Annotated in this window: 26 protein-coding genes; 13 read left to right on the forward strand and 13 right to left on the reverse strand. The window is 46.1% G+C overall.

Going from position 1 to position 26,291, the window contains the following annotated elements:
* Positions 1-4: 4 nt before the first annotated feature.
* Together P7M01_RS01015 and P7M01_RS01020 are read right to left on the reverse strand one after the other, a co-directional pair.
* Positions 5-871, reverse strand: a complete 867-nt coding sequence (locus P7M01_RS01015) for an ABC transporter six-transmembrane domain-containing protein (protein WP_317481058.1) — start codon at positions 869-871, stop codon at positions 5-7.
* Positions 868-1,314 (reverse strand): MarR family winged helix-turn-helix transcriptional regulator, encoded by a 447-nt coding sequence (locus P7M01_RS01020; RefSeq protein WP_317482779.1) that lies wholly within the window; start codon positions 1,312-1,314, stop codon positions 868-870. Before P7M01_RS01020 ends, P7M01_RS01015 begins: the two co-directional genes overlap by 4 nt.
* Positions 1,315-1,460: 146 nt before the next feature.
* Between P7M01_RS01020 and P7M01_RS01025 the strand changes: the two genes are divergently transcribed.
* On the forward strand, positions 1,461-2,564 hold the full coding sequence (locus P7M01_RS01025) for an efflux RND transporter periplasmic adaptor subunit (protein ID WP_317482780.1): 1,104 nt from the start codon (positions 1,461-1,463) through the stop codon (positions 2,562-2,564).
* 118 nt (positions 2,565-2,682) lie between these two features.
* Here the strand turns inward: P7M01_RS01025 and P7M01_RS01030 are convergent, their stop codons facing one another.
* Entirely contained in the window at positions 2,683-3,597 is a 915-nt protein-coding gene (locus P7M01_RS01030; RefSeq protein ID WP_317482781.1) for a LysR family transcriptional regulator, read from the reverse strand.
* Positions 3,598-3,765: 168 nt separating this feature from the next.
* On the opposite strand from P7M01_RS01030, the gene P7M01_RS01035 reads away from it, so the two are divergent.
* Complete coding sequence (locus P7M01_RS01035) at positions 3,766-4,290, forward strand: SRPBCC domain-containing protein (protein WP_317481054.1); 525 nt, start codon at positions 3,766-3,768, stop codon at positions 4,288-4,290.
* A gap of 153 nt (positions 4,291-4,443) precedes the next feature.
* Positions 4,444-7,515 carry an efflux RND transporter permease subunit gene (locus tag P7M01_RS01040; protein WP_317482782.1) on the forward strand — a complete coding sequence of 1,024 codons (3,072 nt, stop codon included), beginning with the start codon at positions 4,444-4,446 and terminating at the stop codon, positions 7,513-7,515.
* A 70-nt stretch (positions 7,516-7,585) separates the two neighbouring features.
* Here P7M01_RS01040 and P7M01_RS01045 read toward each other — a convergent pair whose 3' ends face one another.
* Positions 7,586-8,476, reverse strand: a complete 891-nt coding sequence (locus P7M01_RS01045) for a LysR family transcriptional regulator (protein ID WP_317475394.1) — start codon at positions 8,474-8,476, stop codon at positions 7,586-7,588.
* A 133-nt stretch (positions 8,477-8,609) separates the two neighbouring features.
* On the opposite strand from P7M01_RS01045, the gene P7M01_RS01050 reads away from it, so the two are divergent.
* Together P7M01_RS01050 and P7M01_RS01055 are read left to right on the forward strand one after the other, a co-directional pair.
* Positions 8,610-9,053, forward strand: coding sequence for a nuclear transport factor 2 family protein (locus P7M01_RS01050; protein WP_317475393.1), 444 nt, complete (start codon positions 8,610-8,612; stop codon positions 9,051-9,053).
* Complete coding sequence (locus P7M01_RS01055) at positions 9,053-9,667, forward strand: DsbA family protein (RefSeq protein WP_317481052.1); 615 nt, start codon at positions 9,053-9,055, stop codon at positions 9,665-9,667. Before P7M01_RS01050 ends, P7M01_RS01055 begins: the two co-directional genes overlap by 1 nt.
* Positions 9,668-9,795: 128 nt before the next feature.
* On the opposite strand, the gene hchA is transcribed toward P7M01_RS01055, so the two are convergent.
* Positions 9,796-10,662, reverse strand: coding sequence for a glyoxalase III HchA (hchA, locus tag P7M01_RS01060; protein WP_317486317.1), 867 nt, complete (start codon positions 10,660-10,662; stop codon positions 9,796-9,798).
* A gap of 138 nt (positions 10,663-10,800) precedes the next feature.
* Entirely contained in the window at positions 10,801-11,718 is a 918-nt protein-coding gene (locus tag P7M01_RS01065; protein ID WP_317481050.1) for a LysR family transcriptional regulator, read from the reverse strand.
* 99 nt (positions 11,719-11,817) lie between these two features.
* Between P7M01_RS01065 and P7M01_RS01070 the strand changes: the two genes are divergently transcribed.
* Positions 11,818-12,228, forward strand: coding sequence for a hypothetical protein (locus P7M01_RS01070; protein WP_317481049.1), 411 nt, complete (start codon positions 11,818-11,820; stop codon positions 12,226-12,228).
* Positions 12,229-12,489: 261 nt separating this feature from the next.
* On the opposite strand, the gene P7M01_RS01075 is transcribed toward P7M01_RS01070, so the two are convergent.
* The 3 genes from P7M01_RS01075 to P7M01_RS01085 all read right to left on the reverse strand — a co-directional run bounded on the left by P7M01_RS01075 (position 12,490) and on the right by P7M01_RS01085 (position 14,928).
* Positions 12,490-13,455: an Acg family FMN-binding oxidoreductase gene (locus P7M01_RS01075; RefSeq protein ID WP_317481048.1), complete on the reverse strand. Its 966-nt coding sequence runs from the start codon at positions 13,453-13,455 to the stop codon at positions 12,490-12,492.
* A 376-nt stretch (positions 13,456-13,831) separates the two neighbouring features.
* On the reverse strand, positions 13,832-14,680 hold the full coding sequence (locus tag P7M01_RS01080) for an AraC family transcriptional regulator (protein ID WP_317481047.1): 849 nt from the start codon (positions 14,678-14,680) through the stop codon (positions 13,832-13,834).
* Positions 14,677-14,928, reverse strand: a complete 252-nt coding sequence (locus P7M01_RS01085; RefSeq protein WP_317481046.1) for a hypothetical protein — start codon at positions 14,926-14,928, stop codon at positions 14,677-14,679. Before P7M01_RS01085 ends, P7M01_RS01080 begins: the two co-directional genes overlap by 4 nt.
* Before the next feature lie 42 nt (positions 14,929-14,970).
* Here P7M01_RS01085 and deoC point away from each other — a divergent pair, with 42 nt between their 5' ends.
* The 5 genes from deoC (at position 14,971) to P7M01_RS01110 (ending at position 19,975) form a co-directional block, all read left to right on the forward strand.
* Positions 14,971-15,612, forward strand: a complete 642-nt coding sequence (gene deoC / locus P7M01_RS01090; RefSeq protein ID WP_317481045.1) for a deoxyribose-phosphate aldolase — start codon at positions 14,971-14,973, stop codon at positions 15,610-15,612.
* A gap of 468 nt (positions 15,613-16,080) precedes the next feature.
* Complete coding sequence (locus tag P7M01_RS01095) at positions 16,081-17,154, forward strand: ABC transporter ATP-binding protein (RefSeq protein ID WP_317481044.1); 1,074 nt, start codon at positions 16,081-16,083, stop codon at positions 17,152-17,154.
* Positions 17,151-18,020, forward strand: coding sequence for an ABC transporter permease (locus tag P7M01_RS01100; RefSeq protein WP_317475384.1), 870 nt, complete (start codon positions 17,151-17,153; stop codon positions 18,018-18,020). Before P7M01_RS01095 ends, P7M01_RS01100 begins: the two co-directional genes overlap by 4 nt.
* Positions 18,017-18,865, forward strand: a complete 849-nt coding sequence (locus P7M01_RS01105) for an ABC transporter permease (protein ID WP_317475383.1) — start codon at positions 18,017-18,019, stop codon at positions 18,863-18,865. The genes P7M01_RS01100 and P7M01_RS01105 overlap by 4 nt, the downstream gene beginning before the upstream one ends.
* Before the next feature lie 27 nt (positions 18,866-18,892).
* Complete coding sequence (locus P7M01_RS01110; RefSeq protein ID WP_317482783.1) at positions 18,893-19,975, forward strand: extracellular solute-binding protein; 1,083 nt, start codon at positions 18,893-18,895, stop codon at positions 19,973-19,975.
* 132 nt (positions 19,976-20,107) lie between these two features.
* On the opposite strand, the gene P7M01_RS01115 is transcribed toward P7M01_RS01110, so the two are convergent.
* Positions 20,108-20,479 (reverse strand): MerR family transcriptional regulator, encoded by a 372-nt coding sequence (locus P7M01_RS01115; protein WP_317475380.1) that lies wholly within the window; start codon positions 20,477-20,479, stop codon positions 20,108-20,110.
* A 90-nt stretch (positions 20,480-20,569) separates the two neighbouring features.
* Here P7M01_RS01115 and P7M01_RS01120 point away from each other — a divergent pair, with 90 nt between their 5' ends.
* Entirely contained in the window at positions 20,570-21,187 is a 618-nt protein-coding gene (locus P7M01_RS01120) for a cation diffusion facilitator family transporter (protein ID WP_317477496.1), read from the forward strand.
* A 273-nt stretch (positions 21,188-21,460) separates the two neighbouring features.
* Here the strand turns inward: P7M01_RS01120 and P7M01_RS01125 are convergent, their stop codons facing one another.
* The 3 genes from P7M01_RS01125 to pepE form a co-directional block, all read right to left on the reverse strand.
* Positions 21,461-22,729 carry a M20 family metallo-hydrolase gene (locus tag P7M01_RS01125; protein WP_317482784.1) on the reverse strand — a complete coding sequence of 423 codons (1,269 nt, stop codon included), beginning with the start codon at positions 22,727-22,729 and terminating at the stop codon, positions 21,461-21,463.
* Positions 22,730-22,804: 75 nt separating this feature from the next.
* On the reverse strand, positions 22,805-24,100 hold the full coding sequence (gene dcuC, locus P7M01_RS01130; RefSeq protein ID WP_317475377.1) for a C4-dicarboxylate transporter DcuC: 1,296 nt from the start codon (positions 24,098-24,100) through the stop codon (positions 22,805-22,807).
* Positions 24,101-24,111: 11 nt separating this feature from the next.
* A complete protein-coding gene (pepE, locus tag P7M01_RS01135; RefSeq protein WP_317482785.1) occupies positions 24,112-24,816 on the reverse strand; it encodes a dipeptidase PepE in 705 nt (234 codons plus the stop codon).
* A gap of 137 nt (positions 24,817-24,953) precedes the next feature.
* Here pepE and P7M01_RS01140 point away from each other — a divergent pair, with 137 nt between their 5' ends.
* On the forward strand, positions 24,954-26,192 hold the full coding sequence (locus P7M01_RS01140; RefSeq protein ID WP_317482786.1) for a Zn-dependent hydrolase: 1,239 nt from the start codon (positions 24,954-24,956) through the stop codon (positions 26,190-26,192).
* Positions 26,193-26,291 lie beyond the last annotated feature (99 nt).

Raw genomic sequence — 26,291 nt, forward strand, 5'->3', positions numbered from 1 at the left:
TGTATCACGCCACTTCCACCCTTTTCCCAATATCTTTCAATTTCGACAATTCTTCCACTAATCTTGGTGCGTCATCTAGGCTGATGGCGAAAGTCCAGAGATAAGTAATCACCGCATAAATATGCCCGGCGGTCACGCCTTGTTTGAGGGTGAGTAGCGTGAGCGTGATGCCGAATAGCACCGCCATGGCGATGCCGATGGCGAGAAAGCTTAACGCTTCACGGTTGGAAATCAGGACACGCAATTTTTCCACCAAGCCGTAATGTTTCATCAGTTCGCGATTTTGGGCACGTTTGACGCAATCCACTTCTTTTTCAAGGCGGTTGTTGAGTTTGAAGTAGAGCAGGTCGTTCACTTTAACATAACGCGGCAAAATCAAGCCGAAACAGACGACAATCGCTAATGCCACCACGCCCGACCAAAATTCGATTAACAGCAACATTGCCACTGCGCCTAAAATGGAAAAAATCGAGGTGATCAGTGTCGGCAAATGATGTTCAAAGAAATTCACAAATTCACGGGACAATGCCACGCGAGCACTGGTGGTCGAGGTGTCAATGCCTTTAATCCGTTGATTGAGAATCACCGGTACGGCAAGTTCCGTGTAAATGCGAGTGAACGCACGTGTGTCCACCGCACGGCGCGCCGAGCCTACGCTCCAAATAATCAAGACCGTTAAAGCATAAGCCAGTGCGGAAACCAGTTGCCCGTTTAACACCGCATTCACCGCAAAACTGCCTACCAGCGGATAGGTTAGCAACAAAATATTCTCTGCCGCCACCAAACCGAAAGTCGCCAGTAAGCGTTTTTTATGTTGTTTGGCAATGTACTTTAAGGTTTTTGCCATTGTCGGTTGTGTGTTTATATTCATTCTTTTTCTATTTCTGTTAAGTCAATTTGTTGGCGACAGGTTGCGCAAAATTCCGCCATCAGTGAGAACAGTTGTTCGGTTTTTTTCTTGCCGAAAAGGGCAAAGGTTTTTTCGCTGAGTTGGTTGGTTGCCGTCCACACCGGTTCTGCCTGCGCCTTGCCGGTTTCGGTTAAACGCATGATTTTTTCCCGTTTATCCACCGCACTTTCGCTAAACTCAATCCAGCCTTTTTCTTTGTATTCCTTACAAATGTTGAACACCGTCTGTTTCGGCAAATGCCATTCGTCACAAATAAACTTTTGCGTACATTGCCCGTTTTCTGCAGAAGCCAGCGAATACAACACCGCATAATGGTTATAACCCAGACCGAGCTTATTAATCCATGCGTCCATTGTGGCGTCCATTTCGCTGATTTGCTGACCTAATTTATCGAAGTTGCTCATGTTTTTTGTCCTAAAAATGACTATGTAAGTGCGGTTATTTTAGCGAAAGAAAATTAAAAGGCAAGTAAATTAGTCTTAAAAATTACTTGATTTGGTCTTAAATATAACTATAATGCGACAAAAATTAGTCATTTATGGGACTTAAAATGAAAAAAGTTTTATTCGTCGGTCTATTAAGCTTTTTGCTCATCGCTTGCCAAGACCAAAACGCCGAATCAACGGAAAGCAGTTTGATGAAAGTAAATGTGGTTCAGGTGCAACCTGCCGCATTAATGCAGACGTTGCGTCTTTCGGGTTCGATTACGGCGAAAGAAGACATTGCTGTCGGAACGGCATTGCTTGGTTTACAAATTCAAACAGTCAATGCAGAAGTGGGTGATACGGTTAAAAAAGGGCAAATTTTAGCTACCTTGGAAGCGAGCAATGTGCAGTCGCAGTTGCGTCAAAATGATGCAAATTTGCAGCGAGCTAAGGCGAATTTGGCTTCGCAGCAATCCGCTTTAACCGAAGCGGAAGCCACGCTAAAACGTTATCAAACCTTGATGAAAAGCAATGCCATAAGCCGTCAGGAGTTGGAACAGCAACAGGCGAAAGCCCGTGCGGCACGCGCCGCGGTTCAGGCGGCAAATGCGGAAATCGCTCAGGTTCAGGCACAGCTTGACGACAGCCGTCATCAACGTAAAAAAGCCGAGGTACTTGCCCCGGCAGACGGCATTATCACGCAACGCAATGCCGAAGTGGGTAATTTGACGGACAACAACGCCTTGTTTCATCTTGCACGAAATGGCGAGTTGGAGGCCACCGTTGAAGCCAGTGCGGAAGAGTTGTCTTTGCTCAAAACGGGCTTGCAGACGGAAGTTCAAGTGCTTGACCAAACGACAAGCGGTCAAATTCGCTTGCTTTCTTCCCAAATCGACCAGACAAGTCGTACAGGCAAAGTGCGTATTCAGCTGCAAAACCCAGCTCAAATCACGCTCGGCACACCAGCCTTAGCCTTAATCAGGCTGCCTGAAATGCGGGCAAACACAACCTTGCCTTTAAGTGCGGTCAATTTTAACGCTGACGGAACCGCCTTTGTAATGATGGTCAATCGCAATAAACAAATAGAACGCCGCCCGATTAGCTTAGGCGAAGTCAATCAAGGCACGGCGGAAATCCTATCAGGCTTGAAAGTGGGCGAGCAAGTGTTGCAAAAGGCTGGTGCATTGATGAACGAAGGGGATCGGGTTGAGGTGGTTGTGAAAGAGTAACATTATGAAACATGTTGGTTATAGCCATAAACATCTTTTTGAGATCGTTTTTAAAAAAAACGGTGAGATTTTGGGTAAATTTTGTTAACTTCCTTCCAAAATCTCACTATTTATTTTTTCAGGCTGCCTGAATATGAATACTGCAAGCTTCTATCATTAATTCTCGTAACCAACGATATGCTGGATCACGATGAGTGCGTTCGTGCCAAATCAGTGTTTTGGTAAAGCCTTGAATAGCAAGAGGCGGTTCAAACAGTTTGAGTTGCGGTAGGTTGCTGACCAATCGTTTTGGCACAACGGCGAGCAAATCGCTTTGCGCCAATAGGTCGGGCAGTACAATAAAATTTTGTACCGATAAACTCACGTTGCGGCTTAACCCCAATTTAGCTAGAGCCTCATCGGTTACGCCGCTGAAACTGCCGCCGTGATAGGACACCAACGCTTGTTCCAGTTGGCAAAATTGTTCTAGTGATAAACTATTTTGTTTAGCAATCGGGTGATCGTGGTGGACGGCGCACACATATTGCTCGTCATATAAGGATTTAGCGTGAATATCAGGGGCGTGGAAATCGGGCGTTACCAGCGCAAAATCAAGCAACCGTTGTTCTAATTGATGTTGCAGCGTACTTTCGTTAATTGCCAGTACCGCTACTTTGATCTTTGGCGCACGCCGTTTTAGCACATGTAAAAACGGCACAATCACCGCACGCATCGCATAATCGGTGCAGGCAATACGAATGGTCATTTCCACCGTTTGCGGATCAAACGTATGTGGTTTGAGTAACTGTTCCACATCTGAAAGTAGTTGTTTAATCGGTTGAGCCAATGCCAACGCCCGATTGGTCGGCGCCATGCCACGTTGTACTCGCACAAATAATGGGTCGTCAAAACTTTCTCGCAAGCGAACCAAAATACCGCTCATTGCTGGTTGGGTAATCGCCAGCCGTTCTGCCGCTTTGCTCACGTTTTTTTCATCCATTAACACGTCAAAGGCTTTCAATAAATTTAAATCTAAAGTGCGTAGGTCTTTCATTTTTGCTCCGTACAAGCGGTAAAATTTTCTTTCTTTTTTGCAAATATCATTTTTACTTATATTAAATATCATTTTTTGCATTTAGACAATATAACAGAACTTTCCTAAAATCATCTCACGTTAAGCGATTTAACGAATGTTTAATTAAATCAATAAGAGGAATTCAAAGTGACATATTCACAACCAGCAATTATTTGGCCGGAAAAATATACCCCGGGCGAAACCGATAACTACGTTTCTAATGAAGTGATTATTAAAGGCTTGAGCGTAGCGGAAGTGTGGCAATATCTGATTGACACCAAAGCATGGCCGACTTATTACAATAATGCGGAAAATATTGTGGTAGGCGACGGTTCAACCACACAACTTTCTGCAGGGGCGGCTTTTGTGTTTGATACCTTCGGTTTTCACGTTACGTCTAAAGTGGAAGAATTTGAACCGGCAAAAAACGGCAATCCTGCTCGTTTGGCGTGGTCGGGAACCTTCGGCGAAGGCGATGATTTCAGTGATGTGTATCACGCTTGGCTGTTGGAAGATTTGCCGAACAACCGTGTACGAGTGCTAACCGAAGAAAGCCAAATCGGTAAACTGGCAAAAGGCTTGGCGGAAACCGTGCCAAATCCGATGGTAAACGGACACCAAGCATGGTTGGACGGTTTGACAAAAAGTGCGAAAAACAAAACAGCCTATTAGTGAGTAAAAGTGCGGTGGGATTTGGGGAGATTTTTCAATTGCAAAAAATTCAGAAAATCCCACCGCTTTCTTTTCCACCTCACAAACCTCCCACTTGAAATAAGTCTTAAAATTTACTAAAATTCTCATAAATTAGTAATTTTAAGGACTTTTATGAACTTCAAAATCTCATCTTGGGCTATTCGTCATCCTATCCCGATTATTGTGTTGTTTTTGCTTTTAACCGCGCTTGGTATTCGAGCTTTTCAAGCCTTGCCGATTAATGCGGATCCGGATATGCGGTTTCCGATGGTGAATATTACGGTGACGCAAACGGGGGCGTCGGCGGATGAATTGGAAAATACCGTTACCCGCCGTGTGGAAGATGCGGTGGCGGGAATGGCTGGGGTGCGGCATATTACTTCGACTATTACCGAAGGTTCATCGGTTACAGCGGTGGAATTTCGGTTGGAAACGGATACGGATCGGGCGGTGAATGATGTGCGAAATGCCATTACGCAAATTCGTGGCAATTTGCCGCAAAACATTGATAACCCCGTGGTGGAGCGAATGGATACGGAAGGCGGTGCGTTGGGCTATTATGCGGTGCAGTCGCCGAATATGAACCAAACGGAGCTGTCTTGGTTTATTGATGATGCGGTGAGCCGTGAGTTGTTGGCGGTCAATGGCGTGCAGCAAGTGAAACGGCTTGGCGGTAAAAAACGTGAAGTGCGTGTGGCGTTGCAATCGGCAAAGCTCAATGCATTGGGCATTACTGCTGAACAGGTGAGCCAGCAGTTGGCACAAACCAATGCCAATGTGCCTGCCGGGCGTGTGCAATGGTTTGACCAAGAGCAATCCATTCGTGTGGTGGGCAGTCAGCCAAGTTTGGCGGATTTGGCAAATTTGCCCATTGCGTTAAGCGATTATCGTAAAGTCAAATTGGCGGAGTTGGCGACAATTAGCGACAGCCACGCCGATGTTCGCAGCCGTACGCGTTTGAATGGGCGTGAAGTGTTGGGGTTTCAGGTATTTCGTTCCAAAGGGTCAAGCGATACGGCGGTGGAAAAAGGTGTTCAGCAAGCGTTGCAAAGGTTGGCAGCCAATTATCCCGATATTCAGATTACAGAAGTGCATAATTCGGTGAATACCACCAAAGAGAACTACGATGTGGCGATTTCTACGCTGTTGGAAGGGGCGGCATTGACGGTGTTGGTGGTGTGGCTGTTTTTGCGAAATTGGCGTGCAACTTTGGTGGCGGCGATTGCCTTGCCGCTTTCGATTTTGCCTGCCTTTTGGATAATGAAACTGCTTGGCTATACGCTCAATAGCATTTCGCTGTTAGCCATTACTTTGGTGATTGGGATTTTGGTGGACGATGCCATTGTTGAGATTGAAAATATTGAAACCCACATTCATCAAGGCAAACGACCGTTTCAGGCAGCCTTAGATGCGTCTGATGCCATAGGTTTGGCGGTGGTGGCGATTACGGCAAGTATTGTGGCGGTGTTTTTGCCTGTGAGTTTTATTGACGGTATGACAGGGCAGTATTTCGGGCAGTTTGGGATTACCGTTGCGGCGGCAGTGTTGAGTTCCTTGCTGGTGGCTCGCTTGGCAACGCCTTTGTTGGCTGCTTATTTGTTGCAACCGACAGCGGCTAAAACGTCTGCAATAACTTCTTCAAGCAAGCTAAAACAAGGCTACTTGACGCTGTTAGCAAAAGCCTTGCATTTTCGCAAAACCACATTATTGCTCGGCGGTGTGTTTTTAGTGGCATCGGCAATGATTTTGCCACAGTTGCCCACAGGCTTTGTGCCGAAAGGCGACACGGGAATGAGCCAGTTAGACGTTACGTTACCGCCAAGCAGCACGCTGGCACAAACCGATGAAATCTTGCAAAAAATTGACCGCACTATTCGCCAATATGACGAAGTGGCGTTGGTGTTTACCACCGCAGGTTCCGGCGAAATCAACAAGGGCGAAGTGCTTATTCGCCTGAAACCCCACCAAGTGCGGTCGATTTCGCAAAAGGAATTTGAAGACAAATTGCGAGAAACCTTGAAACAATTTGCAGACGTGCGGATTACTTTTCGCAACGAAATGGCGGCACGAAATGTGTCGATTTTGCTGACCGGCAATGACCCTATCAAACTTCAGCAGACGGCAAACGAGCTGAAACAGCAAATGCAAGGTTTATCCAGCGTTGAAAATGTGCAGATTAACGCACCGCTGATGAAGCCCGAAGTGCAAGTCAAATTGCGTGCGGACGAAGCAGCAAAAGCAGGCGTTAGCCCACAAGCGGTAGGAAATTTGCTACAAATTGCCACGCTGGGCAGCACAGACGGCAATGCCGCACGCTTTAATTTGCCCGACCGCCAAATTCCTATTCGGGTTACGCTGGCGGAACACGAACGCAATCAGCCCGAAGTCATTCGCCAACTGCGAGTGGCTAGCAGTAATGGTGGCACGGTGCCATTGAGTACCGTTGCCGATATTCAATTTGGGGCAGGTTCGGCAAGTTTAGAGCGTTTCGACCGTGAACGCCGTATTGCGGTGGAAGCGGATTTAGCCTTAGGGCAAACCATCGGCACCGCATTATCGCAAATCAACGAACTGCCGATAATGCAAAACTTGCCTGACGGTGTGCGTGTGCCGTCATCGGGCGATGCGGAAATGATGGACGAAATGTTCGGCCAATTCGGCTTTGCAATGGCGGCTGGCGTGGTGATGGTATTGTTGGTGTTGGTGCTGTTGTTCAAGGACTTCTTGCAACCGCTTACCATTTTGACCGCACTTCCGCTGTCCATCGGCGGTGCGGCAGTCGGCTTGCTCGCCTACGGTGCGGCATTGGATATGTCCTCTGTCATCGGCATTTTGATGTTAATGGGCATCGTAACCAAAAACTCTATTTTGCTGGTGGACTTCGTGATTGAAAAACGCCAACAAGGAATGGCTCGCCATCAAGCCTTAATTCAATCGGGCTCGGAACGTGTCCGCCCGATTTTAATGACCACCATTGCAATGGTCGCAGGTATGGTTCCCGCCGTGTTCGCCAGCGGCGCAGCTGCAGCATTCCGCGCCCCAATGGCCGTTGCCGTGATTTTCGGCTTAACTGCCTCCACGCTGTTGAGTTTGGTGTTTGTGCCCGTGGTTTATTTGCTGATGGATGATTTCCGCAACTGGTTAGCCCCTAAACTAGCCAAATTGACATCAGTCACGGCGGAAGAAAGGGCGAAAGCGGAGTGATAGCATGAAAAGTGCGGTAGGATTTTGAGAAGTTTTTTCAGTTTGCAAATTTCTTTTCAAATCCTACCGCTTACCACGCTTTCCCTTCAAAACTCTCCACCAAAAAATCAATCAATTTTCTCACGGCGAGCGGGAGTTTGTCCCTTGACGGATACATCGCGTAAATGCTGAATGTCGACAGTTGCCAGTCAGTTAGGACAGCTTGCAGTTTACCCTGTTGCAGTTCGGTTTCCAGCATATATTTCGGCAACATCGCAATGCCGTTGCCGTCCAGTACGGAGTTGAGCAAGGCTTGGGTGTCGTTGGTGGTGAAACGGCTGTTTAGGTCGAGCAACACTTCCCGTTTTCCTTTAGTACATTTCCACGCTTTACGGTTGATATTTTGGTGGGAAAGGTAATGATGTTGATAGAGATCGTCAGGCTGTTTCGGTGTACCGAATTGTGCCAAATAATCGGGCGTTGCCACCAGCAAAGAATGGCAATCGGCAAGTTTTCGGGCGATAAAATTCGGGTCGGGGGTGTTGGTAATCCGAATGGCAAGATCGATTCGCTCGCTGATTAAATCCATTTGCTGATCACTCAGAAAAAGCTGGATATTCAATTTCGGGTGCAACTGCAAAAAGCGATTGACCGTTTTCACCAAATGATAAGCCCCGAACGTTTGGCTGCTGGTTACACGCAACACGCCGCGTAATTCGCCCTGTTGTGCCATCATTTCTTGTTCCATTTCTGCGGTCAAATTTGCAATTTTTTGGCAGAAAAGCACCGCTTGTTCGCCCGCTTCCGTCAAAGCAACTTTGCGAGTGGAACGCTGAAACAACCGTGCGTTCAGCCATTCTTCCATCAAGGTGACATAACGGCTGATCATCGGTTTGGAAATCTCTAACTGCTCTGCGGTGGCGGTAAAACTGGCTGTTTCGGCAACGGTCAGAAAAACCTTGATTGCGGTGAGTTTGTCCATATTTATCCTTTTGTTTCTTAATTAGAAACAATTATATTCTAAAATCGCTATTTTTCTCTCTTTTTATTTCATTAAAATGCACACCATCAACAGCCATCAAGCTGAATGTATAACCCAACAAAAGGAAAACAAAATGAAAAAATCTCTTTTACTTTTAACCGCACTTTTCTCTTCAACCGTTGCAATGGCACAAACTACGCCGGAGCAAAACAAAGCGAACGCATTGGCGTTTTATGAAATGGCATTCAATCAGCACAAAGTGCAAGAGGCAACCGATAAATATATCGGCAAAGAGTATTTACAGCACAACCCAACGGTGGCGGACGGTGGCAAGGCTTTCGTGGATGCGTTTGTGCCGTTTTTAAAAGCGAACCCAAAATCACGCGCAGAAATTAAACGTGTGATGGCGGACGGCGATTTAGTGATGTTGCACGTCCACAGCAAATTAAACGATGAAGATCGTGGCGAGGCGGTGGTAGATATTTTCCGTTTCGATGAAAACGGCAAAATCGTAGAGCATTGGGACGTGATCCAAGCCGTACCTGAAAAAACAGAAAGCGGACGTGGGATGTTCTAGTGACAATCTACTACCTGTTCGACCCGCTTTGCGGCTGGTGTTATGGGGCATCAGCGACATTGCCAAAACTCAATGAAATCTACCCGCTTACGCTCACGCCAACAGGTTTGTTTTACCAAAGCGGTCGTAAAATGGATGCGGATTTTGCCCGTTATGCGTGGGGTAACGACCAACGGATTGAAAAATTAACGGGGCAGCCGTTTAGTCAGGCGTATTTGGAAAACGTGTTGCAAGGGCAGGGTGATTTTGATTCGGCAAACAGCTTACTGGCTTTAACGGCGGTGCAACAAATTGCCCCTGAAAAAGAGTTTGCCACATTGGCAGCCTTGCAGACGGCACGTTATGTGGATGGTTTGGATAATGCGGATTTCACGGTGATTGAACAGGTGTTGCATAAACTCAATCTTAGCCAAGCTGTGCCATTGCTTACCGAACAATCGACAAGAGTAGTGTTAGCACAGCGTCTTCAATTCGGGCAACAGCTCGCTAACCATTGTGGTGTGCAAGGCGTACCGCAGTTGATTGTGGAAAAAGATGAACGGCTACATATCGTGCCGAGTCAGTTGTTGTATGGGGAAGTTCAAGAATTGAAGGATTACTTGCAGGGCTTATAAAGCGGTATTATGTAGCATAAACATTTATGTTTTCGTAGGGGCGGGNNTTATCCCCGCCCGAATATTAATAATTGTTTATGGGCGGGGATAAACCCCGCCCCTACATATACCTTATAAAAGCACAAACCTTATTCAGCGACTTTCAATAATTCATTTGCCGCTAAAATACCTAACGCATTTGAGGCTAAAGGACTGTCGCCAGTTAAGAGTTTTCGGTCTTGATGAACTTGACCGCCAATGCCTTCGTTCATTACTTTTACACCTAACTGTATCAGTTTTTCCGCTAAGAGCCATTGCAATTTACCCGGCATATAGCCAATTTCAATATTCGCTCCTTCGTCCAATGCATCAGGGAAAACGCAAATTTCATAATCTTTGAACGGATAATTTTCCACATTTTCGTCCGCTGCAGCCGCTAATAATGCTGCTGGCCCGTGGCAAAGTGTGATGATATGTTTATCTTGTGCTAATGCCCAGTTTAATACCGATTTCACTTCACGGCTGAATGGAATAGCGTGTAAAGCTGCGTGTCCGCCCGGAATAAATACCGCTAAATACGGCGAGTTTTCAGCTGTAACATCGGCCAAAATATCCGCCAGTTTGCTTGGGTTTTGTAATTTCGGTAGGTAAGTGTGATACAAATCCATTACCGCTTTATCTTCCGTTGGCATAGCCCACATTTCTAATTTCACCGAATTACCCGATAAGGTTGCTACATCAATTTCAAAACCAGCGTGATGAATATGCAACATTGGCAACAAGGTTTCTATTGGGTGGTTACCTGTTGAGAACAGTTTGCCATTTTTCATTTCTAAATAACGTTCATCAGAGGCAATCATCAAAACTTTATGTTTTTTGCCTTGATAGGCTTTTTCAAATTTAAAACCGTCAAAGTCCGATACTTTGGTGGTGTAAAGGCTTAACGAATAATCCGATGGAAAAAACGCATTGTGTTCTGCACGGTCTGGAACGGGTTGTTTGTTTAATTCTGTCATAAAATTCTCCTAAAATAAGCATACGTAAAATGCGAATGCCAGAGCATTTTAATCAGAGTATTATCCAAATAAAATTCATAATTTAGGAATTGATTGTCTTTAAAAATGGAATAATATGGGTGAATAGGTCGTGTTAGGCTACTTTTGTAAATTAGCACCAAAATCCAACCGCTTACTCAAAATCTCTCTTAACAGTTCAAACACTTTCACAATTCGTAAAGGGGTAACCGTTTGATATGGGCGGTAAAGGTAGATTTGCCACGGTTGTTTTGGTATATCGGGGAAAAGCTCCACGAGTTCTCCGCTGTCCAAATAAGGCTGGCAAAATATATCTAATAATTGTGCACAAACTTGCCCTGATAGGGTGGCTTGCAGTTCGCTTGTCATGTCGTTACTGATAAATTTGGGGGCAAGTGGTGTGATGGTATGCTCGGCATTGATTTGCCATTGCCAAATGCGCCCTTGCAATGCATTAAACATCGCTGCCAGTGGATAACGTTTAGCCAAATCGGTGAGATCCGCAGGCATTCCCAATTTTTCGATTAAGGTTGGCGAGGCAACAATCTTTTCTTCTACGGTGGCTAGATGATGCGCAATCCAATCCGGTTCGGGCTTTTGACAAATGCGAATACCCATATCAATTTGATTATCCACCGCTTTTAATGAGGTTAAATCCACACGCCAATCAATGGCTAAGTTAGGATAGGGCGCAATGGCTTGCAATAAGTCCGCTAAAATTTGTGTGTGATGAGGCAGTGGAGGCACAGTAATCCGCACCGAGCCTTGAATAGCTTGTTGGTTAGTTTTGGCGAAGCTGAATAAACGCGCTTCTTCATTTAAAAATTGTCGTGCCTCTACTAAAAATTGCTGACCAAACTCGGTAAGCTGAACGTTACGGGTATTGCGTTTGAATAGTGGTTCACCCAAGGTATTTTCCAACTCTGCTATGGTTCGGCTAATCACTTGTGGCGAGACGGACAAACGCACTGCTGTTTCACGAAAATTTAGCGTTTCACTTGCCACACAAAAGTAACGTAACGCATCCAGTTTATTCATATTATTCCATTTTTTGAGATAGAGAATGTCTTTATTAGTAATTTTATCAAGATAATAATCGGGCTACAATGTTGTGCATTTCTCAAAGAGAACAATCTAATGCAAAATCAAAATTCTGTTTCAAAAAAAATAACATTCGGTTTCTTACTCGCCGGACTTTATAATTTAACGGGTATTTTAGTTCCGACAAAATGCTTTACGGATCAAACTATTGCCGCTATTGACCCCGTAGTATTCTCTTGGTTAGGGCAAGTGGATATTATTTTATGGGGGCTGGCGTATTTGTCCGTTTCTACTCGTTATCATCAAGTACCCAAACTGATTTTGGTGTTTTTTATCGAAAAATGGGTGTATGTGGCGGCATGGGCATATTGGCTGATGAATAACGGCGATACTTTGGCAAATCTCTGGAGTGAAAACCTATTTTTAGGTATTTTCTTCGCTATTTATGGCGCAGGCGATTTTTTATTTGCCCTCTTTTTCGGTTATGTGTTTATTAAGAAGACGTAGAAAATAAGCATTTGATGGATTACTTACGATTGACGCAAAAAGCAGCCGAATAAAATGCCAGTCTAGTAACTCGGTTTATTGAATCCGACATTACAGCCAAAGTTGCAGCCCTATCGGATACAAGTATCCGACCTATCCACTAGGACTGCCCCAAATATTTCCAGACTGCCTGCAAGCGGTTGAATTTTCCTAAAAATTTGCAAATTTTGGGGTAAATCCGACCGCTTGTAACTTTTGCTTTCAGGTAACCTAAAAAGGGTGCTAAATTTCACCATCTATCACATCGGCAAGTTTGCGGCGTAGTGAATAGGGGCGCGGTGCGGCATAGCCCAATCGGAGCAAAATCACGGGCAATGTGTTAAGCGACAGAGCCTGTGCCATATTTTCTGCTATTTGGCGTTCCTCGCAGGGCTGGTTGAGATAGGAATGGGCGATATTTTGTGCGGTGGCGGCGAGCAAAAAACGTTGCAAAGTACGCCCCAAATTTATCCAATGGGGAATGCCGTTTTGTTCTAGGGTAAACAGGGCAAAATGGGATGCATGGTTGATTTGTTGTTGGCAGGATTTGTGCTGCGGTGCTTCGCGCATGGCAAACGACATGGCGATTTCGGCAAGCCAACGCGGTACATTCGGCGCACCAAAAGTGGCATAACTTAATCCATCGCGCGTGCTGTCTTGATGTTTTTTGTTGTAGCGCAACCATGTTTTGAGTTCTTGCTTAAATGCCGGATTTTTCATTTGCAAGGCATTGGCTTGTAAGATGTGATGCCCGATTTGAGTGTAAGACGGCGTGCCGTTGGCATATAAAAAAATCTGCACCCCTGCTTCGCTAGGCGTTTGCTGCAACTGGGCAATAACGTCATCAGGAATGCGTTGGGCGGAATAGAGGCTGCGGTTGGTTTGGCGGCGCGTGATTTGGGTGGCGAGCGGATTGCTCGGGATGTCTTGTCGGGTGAGTTGAATACGGATATTGCCAGTGGTTTCATCGCTGTGAACTTGGGTGGCATAACCCTGTTCGCTGGCGGCTAATACGAGATTTTCAGCAGCGCACCCCAAACTGATAAAAAGTTCGCGATTGTCACTATCCACCACGGGCAAAGCGCGACGCAAGTCGGGCGCAATGCAAATGGTGTCGCCTTGTATGCTAAACCGCCATGGTTGGGTGTTGTGCCCAGACGGAGCGTGTATGGCTTGGGTGATGAGTGGGAGAAATGAGTGAGTGGGCATAGTGAGCCTCCGTTTTATGAAGTTTCAAGCAGCCTGAAACCTATCAATTAATAGCCCGCAAAAGGTGTGAATTGGTTAGTACGTTTGTCTGTTTTCAAGCAACCTGCATCTTACAATACATCTTTCAGATCTGTAATGCCACTGAAATCCCAATCTATCGGGCGGATTGGCGATCATGAGGATTGCACCACTGTCCAGTCGTCAGCTTCTTTTGGGAACACTTCCACACAATTGTAAAAAGTGTTCAGCAAATTGGTGTCAAGCGGGTGTATTATTTCAGCTAAATGAACAAGCGGTAAAATTTCAGGATCATTTTGCAAAAGCAAAAACTCGCTGAAATCCTACCGCACTTTTTATTTACGAGGGAAAACCCGGGTTAGTCTTTTTCAACGGGGATCCATAATTCCATCTTATACTGTTCATTATGAATATCCGTCCCGGAATACACTTCAAAATCCGGTTTGCCGGAATGTTTATAACCGCTTTCGGGGAAAAAGACTTCCGTCACATACTTCCAGCCTTTGTGAATGGATTGAGGCACCGCGCCGACTAATTCGACGACGGCGTATTCCGCTTCCGGAATCGCCACGACTTGTAAGCCTAATTTTTCCGCCGAGGCTTCGTTGCCGTTTTCAACGTGATAACAGGCTAAATAGTTAATCGAATTGCACTGTTCCACATCGTAACACATGCCGTAGCATTGCCCGCTGCCGAGGGCTTTTAAGTGAGCTTCGTCAACGGTACGGTATAATTTTTCCCAAATGCCCGCACATTCTGCCGAGGAAACGGATTTTGCGCCGATTCCGGCGACGGTAAACGCGGCTTTCTTTTGAATGGATATGTTCATTTTTGATCCTCCGGTAATACTTAATGATAGTTGTACGCGGGAAACGATATTGAATCGTTCGCCCTTCCGAACAGAAGAAGGAGAACAACCATGAAACTTCTTAAACGCCAAGCCGAATGAATCGGGTGATTCATAGCCGTAATCCAAGGCAATATCAATGATTTTGTCATCGGTTTCGCGCAATCGAATCGCGGCTTCGGTCAGTTTTCGGCGGCGAAGATATTCCGATAACGTCATCTCCGTCAATATGGAAAATAATCGACTGAACATGGCGAAAGAATATCCGGACAATCGTGTGATTTCTTTTTCGTCCGGTTCTTGAGATAACGATTTTTCCAGATAATCGACGGTTCGATTAAACGCGCGGATCATATTCATCTTGCTTCCTCTCCTGTCCGATATAGCTTAGCGAGATTTAAACGGATAAACCCTATATCCGTTGTACCATTGGGATGGTGTTTTAAACAATTTTTAATTTTAACGATATGCAAACGTTTGCCCGTTCTTAAAGTTTTATATTGGCTTTTTGCAGTTAATAAATAATTGATAAAAGTCAAAAAAATATAATTTTTGTGGGGTAATATGGTGCCAATGGCTCGCACAGAAACGTCTTCTGTAGCGGACAAACATTCTCTTGCTCACTAACTTTAATGAAAGGAAATGATAAAATGCGAAATAAAATAGCCGCCATAACCGACCACACGCTTTTAAAACCGGAAGCCACCGAATCGGATATTCGCCAATTAATCGATACCGCGGTTCGTTTAGGAGCTTATTCGATCTGTATTTCACCTTCGCTATTACCGGTTAGCGTGCCGGATTCGTTGAAAATAGCAACGGTGGTCGGTTTCCCTTCAGGTGCGATGAAAGCGGAAATTAAAGCGGCCGAAACCGCTCGGGCGGTTGCCGACGGTGCGGACGAAATTGATATGGTTATCAATTTGGCATTGGCGTTAACAGGTCAATTTGACGCGTTGGAAGCGGAAATCCGTGCGGTTCGATCCGCTTGTCCGGATAAAGTGTTGAAAGTGATTTTAGAAACCGCCGTTTTAGACGATGAAACCATTATTGCGGCCTGCCGGGCTGCTGAAGCGGCCGGTGCGGATTTTGTCAAAACCTCAACGGGCTTTCATCCTGCAGGCGGCGCAACGGTTCATGCGGTTAAATTAATGGCGGATACGGTTGGCGGCCGTTTGGGCGTTAAAGCTTCCGGCGGCATTCGTACCGGGGCCGATGCTTTGGCGATGATTGAAGCGGGCGCGACACGTTTGGGTTTGAGCGCAACAGCCAAAATCGTTGAGGAAGTATAAACGATAACTTGCGCTTTTCGTATTTAATTCTATCGCTGATTGTTATTCAAATTGTCTGAAAGATAAGCTTTCGGCTTTAACCGTTGTAAATTTCACGGGATTGAAAATGCTGAAATCAAAGCGGTTCATAAAAGAAAACTTGTGGCCGGACGGCTTAACAAGAAGCGCGAAGAATAAAACGGCGTATTAGCAGGCATAAAAGTGCGGTCGGATTTTCAACAGTTTTTTCAAAATCCGCCGCGCTGGTGGTTTCATTTATCGTCGTTTCCCTGTTTGTCCGCTTTTCAACAGACCTGAGATTCAAAAAAACTTTCGTTTTTTTGACCGCACTTTACGTGCGAAGACGCGATAAACCAACAGATTGTGACGAAGTTCACAAAATCAAATTTCCGTTTTTTATTTATATTGACAGTGATTTCCTTCCGAGAGTACTTTTAATTTAACTTGTTGTACTGTAAGGAAAATAACATGGCAAAACTGGAAGTCAGAAATATCACAAAAAAATTCGGCGATTTTTATGCGGCCAATAATATTTCTTTCACCGCAGAAGAAGGGGAATTTGTGACGTTGCTTGGTCCCAGCGGTTGCGGCAAAACGTCATTGCTGAAATTGATTGCGGGATTTCATGTCGCCGATGAAGGCGATATTCTGATTGGCGGTAAAAACGTTAATGAAGTGCCGCCAGAAAAACGCAATACCGCCATGTGTTTTCAGTCTTATGCATTATTTCCTCATCTCAATGTTTCTCACAATATCTGTTACGGTTTGAAACAGCGTAATATTGCCGTAGAAGAACAAAAACGGCGGTTAGACGTGGTGATTAAGCAAATGGATTTGGAAATTCACCGGTTGAAATTGCCCAATGAATTATCCGGCGGCCAGCAGCAGCGTGTCGCGTTGGCGCGGGCGATGGTGACGCGTCCGGATGTGATTTTGTTCGATGAACCTTTGTCAAATCTGGATGCAAAATTGCGGGAAAGCGTGCGATTCGAAATTAAGCAGCTTTCTAAGCAATATAAACTGACCAGTATTTATGTGACTCATGATCAGGCGGAAGCCTTGACGATGTCGGATAAAATTATTGTGTTAAATAAAGGCGCTATCGAGCAAATCGGTACGCCGCAGGAAATCTATCATCAACCGATTAATCGTTTTGTCGCGGACTTTATCGGCGTGGCCAATATCGCGGAAGCGAAAGTGAAAAATATCGGTGAAAATCTCTATTCCGTTCAATCCGTATTCGGCGATTTGACCGTTTATTCGGAAAAACGGCCGCAATCGGAGCATATTTATATTTGTTTCCGACCGGAAGATATTGAGCCCGTCGGCGCGGATTCCCAACAGGAAAATGTTCTGACGGTGGATGTGCTTCAAACGGCGTTTATGGGCAATATTACCGAAGTTCAGGCGATGATCGGCAGAGAAGCGAGTTCTCAGAAAGTGCGTTTGCAACTGACCAAAGCGCCGAAACTGAGCGCAGATAATACTTTCTCCTTTGCTATTCCGCGTACTGCCGTTAAGTTTTTGGAGTCCGTCAAATGAAAAGCATCAAACAAGACGTAAAAGCCTGGCTGTTGCTTTGCACCGGACTGGGCACCATTTTATTTTTAATGGGCTCGACGTTTTTTATTGTCGTGACGCAAAGCCTGGGTTTATATAGCATGGGCGGCGAGGAAAGCGGTTTTACCTTGGAATATTGGCAAGACGTGTTGTCGGATTCGGTTTTTCAGAGCGCTTATCTTTATTCTGTTAAGGTATCGTTATTAGGCGCATTGTTTTCTATCATCGTTTCTTATCCGATTGCATTGTGGTTACGCAACGAATTACCCGCCAAAGTGACGATTGTCACTATTCTGCGCGCGCCGATGTTAGTGCCGGGTTTAGTTGCCGCGTTTCTGTTCGTCAATATGATTTCTTATCACGGTATTTTGAATGAAGCTTTAGTGTTTTTAGGCATTTGGGATGAACCTAAAACTTTACAGAACGATGAATTCGGTTGGGGCGTCGTGATTCTGCAAATGTGGAAAAACATTCCTTTTGCGCTGATTCTTATCGGCGGAGCGGTGAATTCCTTAAAAACGGATTTGTTGGATGCGGCGGCAAATTTGGGTTCCAATGCCTGGCAACGGTTCCGTTATGTGATTTTTCCGCTTACGCTAAGTGCGGTACAGGTTTCTTTTATTTTGATCTTTATCGGCGCGCTGGGCGATTTTGCGTTTTACAGCATTGCCGGTCCGAGAAGTACTTATTCTTTGGCGCGACTGATGCAAATGTCCGCCTATGAATTTGAGGAATGGAACCAAAGTGCCGTGATGGCGATGATGATTATGCTGACATCCGCCTTTGTCACTGTGTTGGTTTCAATGATTATCAAACCGTTAGCGGTAAAACGGGGAGACATCAAATGAGTTCAGTGAAAATTACCACTAAAAACGGCAAATTAATTGCTCGGATTTCTTTAGTATTTTTTGTTCTGGTCAATTTTGTCTGGTTGTTTTTACCGTTTTTGATGGCGGGGTTGTGGTCCTTGGTGGATCCGGCCAAACCTTGGAGCTATCCGGATATTTTGCCGCAATCGCTTTCTTTAGAGCGTTGGAAAATCGTGTGGCAAACCACGTCTTTGCCTGATGCCATGTTTAACAGTTACACCATCGCGCCGACGGTTGCCTTAGTCGCTATTTTACTGGCGTTGCCGACTTCCTATGCATTCGGGCGAATGGAATTTCGCGGTAAAAAAATCGCAGAATTGCTGACGCTTATTCCGTTGGTTATTCCCGGGATGATTATCGCGTTATTTTTCAGCCGTATGTTGCTGGATTTAAACATTAACAATCCGTTTATCGGTATTGTTATCGGGCACGTGGTTTTGACTTTGCCTTACGCCATTCGTATTTTATCGGCGGGTTTTTCATCGGTTCCGCAGGATTTAATTGATGCCAGCCGGGATTTGGGCGCTTCCGGACTGACCGTATTCAAAGACGTGTACATGCCGATGTTGAAACCGAGTTTTCTGGCATCGATCATCTTCTGTCTGGTAAAAAGTATTGAGGAATTTGCCATTTCCTTTGTGGTGGGCTCACCGGATTTTATTACGGTGCCGACCATACTTTATTCGTTCCTCGGTTATTCGTTTATCCGACCGAATGCCGCCGTCGTTTCTATTATTCTTTTAGTGCCGAATATCATTCTTATGATGATTATTGAACGGTTATTAAAAGGGAATTATCTTTCACAATCTACGGGAAAAGCATGATTTTCATCGTGAATTAAGGAGTTATTTATGCGTAAAATTTTTACCAAATTATTTTCGGCGACCGTTGTTGCTTTCGCATTTTCAACTGCGGTGCAGGCTGAAGATTTAAGCGGAAAATCCTGGGCGGATATTGAAGCTCAGGCAAAGCGGGAAGGGAAAGTAACGGTTAGCGTGTGGTATTTGCAGCCTCAATTCCGCGGATTTGTCAAAGAATTTGAAAATAAATACGGCATTAAGGTCAAAGTGCCGGAAGGAACTCAGGACGGTAATATCAATAAATTGATTGCGGAAAAAAATCTGGAAAAAGGCAAAATGGACGTGATAGCGCTTAATGCCGATCGAGTCGCGAATGTGGCCAATAGAGACATTCTGACAAGTTTAAAACAATTGCCGAATTTTGAAAAATTGAACCATTTTCTGCAAGGTGTGGAGTTAGGCGAAACTTCCGTCGGCTATTGGGGAAACCAAACCGGTTTCGCTTATGATCCGTTGCGAATTAAAGAAAACGAGCTGCCGCAAAGCTGGCAGGATGTGGAAAAATACATTCGGGAAAATCCGAAAAAATTCGGTTATTCGGATCCTAACGGCGGCAGTTCCGGTAATGCGTTTATTCAACGCGCTTTAGTCTATGTGAATGGCGATTACGACTATCGCACGGAGAAAATTGACGAAGGACAAATTGCCGCATGGAAAAAAACATGGGCATGGTTTAATGAACGTAAAGATGCATTGATTCGTACCGCTTCAAACGCCGACAGTCTGACTCGTTTAAACGATGGTGAGTTAATCATCGTTTCGGCGTGGCAAGATCATTTATTCAGTCTGCAAAAACAAGGGGCGATAACGGAGCGGTTAAAATTTTATGTGCCCGAATTCGGCATGCCGGGCGGCGGTAACGTGCTGACGATTGCGAAAAATTCGCCGAATCCAGCCGCATCTCTGCTTTTTGTGCATTGGATTACCTCACCGGAAACGCAACGGAAGTTAAGTCAGGAATTCGGGGTGAGACCGTTGGATAGTGAATCCGGTAAAAAAGATACTTTATTCTTCTCAACTCCGTGGCGGAAAGCGGAAATGGAATATTTCACCAAAGAAGTGATTTCCAGATAACGCATATTTCTACGAAATCTAACCGAAATCTCCATGCATGTGGAGATTTATTTTTTATTGTCCGGCATTGCCATTATTCTGGTATCATTTGCGGAAATGTCTGACGGCGAGTTATTTATAGATCGTCCCGCCTCACAAAAGAAGCGCTTTGCAATCCGCTTCGCTGTGCGCTTCTTCCATCACCAAATCCTGTAAAAAATGTCGGATTTCATTCAGACGCGCGATTTTTTCTTCCACAGTGGCTAACTGTCGCACAATCATTTGATCCGCGATACCGTGTTGGTGCGGATGATTTTTAATGTGGTTGAGTTGTTTGATTTCTTCCACGGAAAACCCTAATGAACGGCAGGTTTTAATAAAGCGGAGCAGTACTAACGTGGTTTCGTCATAACAGCGATAACCGTTGGCCTGCCGTTTCGGCGCGGGCAGAACGCCGGTTTTTTCGTAATAACGAATGGTTTCCGGATGAATTCCGCTTTGTTTACTGAGTTCGTTGACCGTCATATTTTCTCCGCATAAAAAAGCTTGACCCTGTAGTCGCTACGACCTTTATATTGTAGCCCAAGCTGAAATTTCCGACAATGCGAGGTCGCTATGGCTCATCAACATCATTGCACAGAACATCACGAACAGGATCATCATAATCACATTCCGCAGGATCGCAAAATTCTGGCCTGGAGTTTTGCCGTTATCAGCGGTTACATGGTGGTGGAATTCGTCGGCGGTTGGTTATTTAACAGCCTGACGCTGATGGCGGATGCCGGACATATGGCAAACGACAGTTTGTCGCTGCTTCTTGCGCTGATTGCGTTGTTTTTATCCGAACGAAAACAGACGTGGTTTGCGCTGCTTAACGCCGCTTCGCTGATTGTGGTGGCGGTGCTGATTCTGGCGGAAGCCGTTCAACGATGGCAATCGCCGCCTGAAATCCGGGCGCTGCCTATGCTCGGCGTTGCGGTTATCGGATTTTTGGTGAACGTTCTAGTGGCGTGGATTATGTTGAAAAGCAATCAGGAAAATCTTAACGTGAAAGCGGCATATTTGCATGTAATGGCGGATTTGTTCGGTTCCGTGGTTGCCATTTTGGCGGGGCTGAGCGCCTATTTTCTCGGCTGGCAATGGGTGGATGTGGCGGCCAGTGCGCTATTAAGTCTGTTCATTTTGCGAAGCGGCATCAGTGTGATGCGGGAAGTTTTGACGACGTTTAAATAAGGTCGGAAAGCGGAAAAGTGCAGTATTATGTAGCAGTTGCACAAAAGTCAATTTTAGGAAAATTTATGTAGGGGCAGGGTTTATCCCCGCCCGAATCTCATTCAAATATCAGGGCTTACGGGCGGGGATAAAACCCGCCCCTACGGAAACATTAAATGTTTGTGCAACTGCTACTACATAATACCGGAAAAGTGCGGGAGAATTTTGCGTTGTTTTTTTGCCGCACTTTCAGCCGATAGCGCTCAAAGTGCGGTCGATTTTTGGGAAGTTTTTTTAACCCAATAAACGTTGCACCAAGGCGGTATAAATCTTCACGCCGGTTAGTAATTGTTTTTCGTCGAAGTCGAATTCCGCTTCGTGGTGTCCGGCGGTGCGGTCGGCGCCGAGAATGAAATAAACGGCTTTACCGCCCTGTTCCTGCACCCGTCGGCCTAAAATCGTGGCGTCTTCGCTGGCATTAAAGGCATAATCTGCGTTGGTGCTGTGCACTTCGGGTTGCGCCAACGCGATTTCTTCCACTAATTTGACCAATTCGGGATCATTATTCATATCCACCGCTTCGCCCATAATTTCCGTTTCATAGCCGACATCAAAGCCGATCGCAATGCCTTGCGCAATTTGCATGACCTGATCCGCCATATATTGATTGATGGCTTTATTTTCACCGCGTACTTCCAGCTGGATTTGCGCGCCGGCAGGAATGACGTTACGACCTTCTCCCGCTTTCAGCACACCGACGTTAATTCGCGTCATGCCTTCGCCGTGGCGGGCAATGCCGTGCAGTTGAGTTACGGCGTGGGCGGCGGCCAACAGGGCGTTACGCCCCAAATGCGGCGCGGCGCCGGCGTGCGCCGGTTTGCCTTTATAGCGGATATCGATTTTCGTCGTAGAAAGAAAGTTTTTCGGATTGGAAATCACTGTGCCGCTGTCAGCGCAAAAACCGATATGCGAACCGGCGAAATAATCGGCGTCGTCAATTACGCCGCTGGCCGCAATGGCCGCCGCACCGCGCACGCCTTCTTCCGCCGGCTGAAACACGATTTTTACTTTGCCGTTGAGCTTATCTTTATTTTGCGACAGCCAAAGCGCCGTGCCTAAGCCGATGGTGATATGCGCATCGTGCCCGCAGGCGTGCATAAAGCCGTCGTTAAGAGAACGGAAGCCGAGTTGATTCGGAATGTGCTGCGGATTTTGGGTTTCGCTGACATTGACGCAATCAATATCAAAACGCAATGCCACGGTTTTGCCCGCTCTGCCCGTATCCAGCACGGCAACGCAGCCGGTGTAACCGTCCATTTTATCCAGCCATTTTTGCTTAGCGCCGTATGCCAGCGCATTGGCTAGGCCTTGTTCTACCACGGTGGATTGGCGTCCGCGCACAAAATCTTCATTGATAATTTGTTTGCCCAGCAGAATTTCAAAGCCCATTTGTTCCAGATAGTCGGCGATGCGGGAAGTCGTCCAGAATTCGGACCAGCCGATTTCGGGGAAACGGTGGAATTCGCGGCGCCATTCTGTAAGTTGGGATAAATCAACGTTCATCAGAGACTCCTTAAATAAAAAATATGATAAAAATCGACCGCACTTTTGAAAAGTGCGGTGCGTTTTTGCGTTGTTTTATAACATAAATAACGCAAGGAATAAGACGGCGAGCACCATGCCCGGCGCGGTGCGTTTCACCATTTCGACCGGACTGACCATAGCCAAACCGGCGCACACGATAGTTACGCCCGCAATCGGTGAGGCGGTACGTCCGATAGCGCCTGCGATTGCCGCCGCCATACCGAGGTTAAGGTGAGTATAGCCGAGTTCAATGGCGTGCGGCGTCACCGCGGTGTTAAACGCAATCGCCGCCGCATCGCCGGAACCTGTCACCAAGCCCATCAGGAACGGGCCGATAGTGGCGCCCCAACGCACGAATTCGTTGGATTGTTTGAGGAATTCAATGGCGGAATCAATGGCACCGGTGGATTTCAAGCCTGCCACGAACACGCTGGCGGCAATGATAATGCCTAACACGTTGGCGTAGGCGTTGCCCATACCGTTAAAGAATTCTTCGGTGATTTTCGCCGGTGAGATGCGGGTGACGATAATGCCGTAAATGGCGCCGATTAGCATTGCTTGCGGCACGCCCATTTTCGTCCACGCCAACCAGGATACGTCTTTTTGCAATGAAGTTCCGCCGATAACCAGGATCACTAACGGGACTAACGGCGCTAAGGCAAATAGCGGATTCACTTTGGCAAATTGGGTTTCGGATTCTTTGTTTTCGTTCAAATAGGCTTGTTTGTGTTCTTCCCCGTAATCTTTAAATAAAATCGCCAGCAAGGTGAGCATAACCGCTCCGATGGCGCCGGCGATCATGGTATAAGGCGCGTGGGAAAGGTTGACTTCGGCGATGGTTAAACCGGACATTTCGCTGATCATCGCCGAGTGAGAAGAGCCAGGGCTCATCATGGAACCGAAGGTTCCCGCCAAAATTGCCGCCCCTGCCGTGGCAGGACGCACGCCGGCACTTTTTAACACCGGTATCAAGGTGGCGCCCACTGCCGCCGCACAGCCTGCCGCGGAAGGAATCGCGATGTTGATAAAGAAAGTGATGACGGTTGCAATCGGGATTAAAAAGAATTTTAACCCGCTTAAGGGTTTGGTCAGCAAATGCACCAAGTGGGTATCGCATTGGGTGTATTTCATGACGTAAGCAAAGCCCATACTGGAACAGATCGCCATAATCAATCCGCCAGTGGTCATGGATTTGGCAAAGGCGTCTAACGCGCCCATCGGATTGAGGGTGAGAATGGACATTAGTAAACCGACACCGATTAACACGGTACGGGTTTCATATTTTTTTATCAATAAATATACGGTAGCGATAATGCCTAAAATGGCTATCAAAGAGTTTAATTCGGTCATAATTATTTTCCTTAGTAATGAAATGTCGTCTCGGTAGCAAGGGTGTCCATTGACATTTTGCCGCTGAATCTTAAAACGGCCCGTTCGCCCAACACGCGGGCTTGATCGCCCTGAATATGTAAAGCCGTGCCTTCCGGCAAGGCGTATACAAGTGCGCTCGGATTAACGGTTAAAAATTCTTGCAAACGCTCTTCACGACTTTCGCCGTTGTGACCTTGCATTTTACCGGAGATAAAGTGCGGATTGATTTGATGCGGAAACAGATTTAACGCATTGAAGGATGGCGGATAAGTAATCGGCATATCGTTGGTGGTCATAATGGAGCGGCCCGCCGCGACCGCACCGGCGCTCCAACCGAAATAAGGCGTGCCGGCATTCACCTTGGCTCGAATCGGTTCCAACAAGTGATTATCGTACAAGCCTTTCAATAAACAGAATGTATTGCCGCCGCCGATAGCAACGACATCCGTTCGTTCGATAATCTCCGCGTGTTTGGCGCTTCGGTGAACGGAAATAATCTCCATATTCAATGTGCTCAACACCTGTCGCACTTTTTGCTCGTATTCATCATAGGATTGACGAACACCCGCATAAGGCACAAAAGCGATGCTTTTGCCTTGATAAGCGGATAAAAATTGCCGCAACCAGGGAATAGTGTGAATTAAATAATCCGTATCCTTATATTTCGAACTACTCATAAGTAACATATTTTTCATATTTTAGTCCTTATTTTAGTGTTATTTTGTTGTAATGTAGGGCAAAGTTATTATGCAAGTTAACGCCCGAAAGGTGAAAAAGAAGATGTTATTTCCGTGATAAAGGTCACAAAATTAATTGAATAAGGAGGAGTCGTATGTCAATTAATCTGCCGCGCGTGCAGTCCATCCTGGAAAAATTAGCCTCAATTTCGTCCGAAACGGGAGAATTAACCCGTTTAGCGTTCAGCCGTGAAGATGAAGAGGCGCATCATTATGTGATTGAATTATGTCGTCAATATGATTTGGATGTGCGCCGTGATGAAATCGGTAATTTGTTTATTCGTAAAGCGGGAATCGAAGATCATCTGCCTGCAGTGGCGTTCGGTTCTCATATCGATACCGTTGTCAATGCGGGCAAGTTTGACGGCCCTTTAGGTTCGGTCGCGGGGCTGGAAATCTTGTTTCGGTTATGCGAACAAGGCGTGCAAACCCGCTATCCGCTGGAGTTGATCATTTTTACCTGCGAAGAATCCAGCCGTTTTAATTATGCGACTTTAGGCAGCAAAGTGATGTGCGGTATCGCTGATCAGGAAAGTTTAAGCAAACTGCGCGATAAACAGGGCAAGGGTGTAGAAGAAGCTTTGGCGGAAATCGAATTGGATTTTGCCAAGGTGAATCAAGCCAAACGTAAAGCGGAAGAATTTAAATGCTTTTTTGAACTGCATATTGAGCAAGGTCCGCGTTTGGAAAAGGAAAATAAAACCATCGGCGTGGTAACGGGCATTGCCGCGCCGATTCGCAGTGTCGTCAAAATCAACGGGCAGGCGGATCATTCCGGCGCCACCGCAATGCATTATCGCCACGATGCGCTGTTAGGCGGTGCGGAACTGGCGCTGGCAATCGAACGGGCGGCGATTGAAGCGGGACATTCCACCGTTGCCACCGTCGGTAATCTGACGGCAAAACCGGGCGTGATGAACGTGGTGCCGGGTTATTGCGAATTGCTGGTGGATATTCGCGGAATTCATACGCAAGCCCGCGAATCGGTGTTCAGCGCGTTGCAACAACAAATCGAACAAGTCGCCGCCAAACGAGGTTTATCGATTGAATTGCAACTGATTTCCAAAGACCAACCGGTTTTATTGCCTGAGCAAATGGTGCGACAAATCAGTCGGGCGGCGCAAGACTTAGGATATCGCTATGAAATTATGCCGAGCGGCGCCGGACATGACGCCATGCATATGGCGACACTGTGTCCGACCGGCATGATTTTCGTGCCGTCCAAAAACGGCATCAGCCACAATCCGCTCGAATTCACTTCATGGGACGACATTGAAGCGGGCATCAATGTGTTACAAAAAGTGGTGTTGGAACAGGCGGAAGCGGCGGATTAAAAATTAACCGCTGTTTTTTATCAAAAAACGTTTAAATTTTTGACCGCACTTTTTATTGGCGCCGAAGAATCGGCGTATAATCGGCGACAGATATTTCAT

The organism is Exercitatus varius (assembly GCF_029577735.1).
Lineage (GTDB): Bacteria > Pseudomonadota > Gammaproteobacteria > Enterobacterales > Pasteurellaceae > Exercitatus > Exercitatus varius.

What these genes read in the sequence shown, in the direction of transcription:
- P7M01_RS01125 (WP_317482784.1), bottom strand. Translation starts at nt 22,729, where the DNA reads ATGAACGTTGATTTATCCCAACTTACAGAATGGCGCCGCGAATTCCAC.
- P7M01_RS01095 (WP_317481044.1), top strand. Translation starts at nt 16,081, where the DNA reads ATGGCAAAACTGGAAGTCAGAAATATCACAAAAAAATTCGGCGATTTT.
- P7M01_RS01115 (WP_317475380.1), bottom strand. Translation starts at nt 20,479, where the DNA reads ATGACGGTCAACGAACTCAGTAAACAAAGCGGAATTCATCCGGAAACC.
- P7M01_RS01030 (WP_317482781.1), bottom strand. Translation starts at nt 3,597, where the DNA reads ATGAAAGACCTACGCACTTTAGATTTAAATTTATTGAAAGCCTTTGAC.
- P7M01_RS01100 (WP_317475384.1), top strand. Translation starts at nt 17,151, where the DNA reads ATGAAAAGCATCAAACAAGACGTAAAAGCCTGGCTGTTGCTTTGCACC.
- dcuC (WP_317475377.1), bottom strand. Translation starts at nt 24,100, where the DNA reads ATGACCGAATTAAACTCTTTGATAGCCATTTTAGGCATTATCGCTACC.
- P7M01_RS01110 (WP_317482783.1), top strand. Translation starts at nt 18,893, where the DNA reads ATGCGTAAAATTTTTACCAAATTATTTTCGGCGACCGTTGTTGCTTTC.
- hchA (WP_317486317.1), bottom strand. Translation starts at nt 10,662, where the DNA reads ATGACAGAATTAAACAAACAACCCGTTCCAGACCGTGCAGAACACAAT.
- P7M01_RS01120 (WP_317477496.1), top strand. Translation starts at nt 20,570, where the DNA reads ATGGCTCATCAACATCATTGCACAGAACATCACGAACAGGATCATCAT.
- P7M01_RS01075 (WP_317481048.1), bottom strand. Translation starts at nt 13,455, where the DNA reads ATGCCCACTCACTCATTTCTCCCACTCATCACCCAAGCCATACACGCT.
- P7M01_RS01070 (WP_317481049.1), top strand. Translation starts at nt 11,818, where the DNA reads ATGCAAAATCAAAATTCTGTTTCAAAAAAAATAACATTCGGTTTCTTA.
- P7M01_RS01020 (WP_317482779.1), bottom strand. Translation starts at nt 1,314, where the DNA reads ATGAGCAACTTCGATAAATTAGGTCAGCAAATCAGCGAAATGGACGCC.
- P7M01_RS01050 (WP_317475393.1), top strand. Translation starts at nt 8,610, where the DNA reads ATGAAAAAATCTCTTTTACTTTTAACCGCACTTTTCTCTTCAACCGTT.
- pepE (WP_317482785.1), bottom strand. Translation starts at nt 24,816, where the DNA reads ATGAAAAATATGTTACTTATGAGTAGTTCGAAATATAAGGATACGGAT.
- P7M01_RS01105 (WP_317475383.1), top strand. Translation starts at nt 18,017, where the DNA reads ATGAGTTCAGTGAAAATTACCACTAAAAACGGCAAATTAATTGCTCGG.
- P7M01_RS01080 (WP_317481047.1), bottom strand. Translation starts at nt 14,680, where the DNA reads ATGAATATGATCCGCGCGTTTAATCGAACCGTCGATTATCTGGAAAAA.
- P7M01_RS01065 (WP_317481050.1), bottom strand. Translation starts at nt 11,718, where the DNA reads ATGAATAAACTGGATGCGTTACGTTACTTTTGTGTGGCAAGTGAAACG.
- P7M01_RS01045 (WP_317475394.1), bottom strand. Translation starts at nt 8,476, where the DNA reads ATGGACAAACTCACCGCAATCAAGGTTTTTCTGACCGTTGCCGAAACA.
- P7M01_RS01040 (WP_317482782.1), top strand. Translation starts at nt 4,444, where the DNA reads ATGAACTTCAAAATCTCATCTTGGGCTATTCGTCATCCTATCCCGATT.
- P7M01_RS01025 (WP_317482780.1), top strand. Translation starts at nt 1,461, where the DNA reads ATGAAAAAAGTTTTATTCGTCGGTCTATTAAGCTTTTTGCTCATCGCT.
- P7M01_RS01140 (WP_317482786.1), top strand. Translation starts at nt 24,954, where the DNA reads ATGTCAATTAATCTGCCGCGCGTGCAGTCCATCCTGGAAAAATTAGCC.
- P7M01_RS01015 (WP_317481058.1), bottom strand. Translation starts at nt 871, where the DNA reads ATGAATATAAACACACAACCGACAATGGCAAAAACCTTAAAGTACATT.
- deoC (WP_317481045.1), top strand. Translation starts at nt 14,971, where the DNA reads ATGCGAAATAAAATAGCCGCCATAACCGACCACACGCTTTTAAAACCG.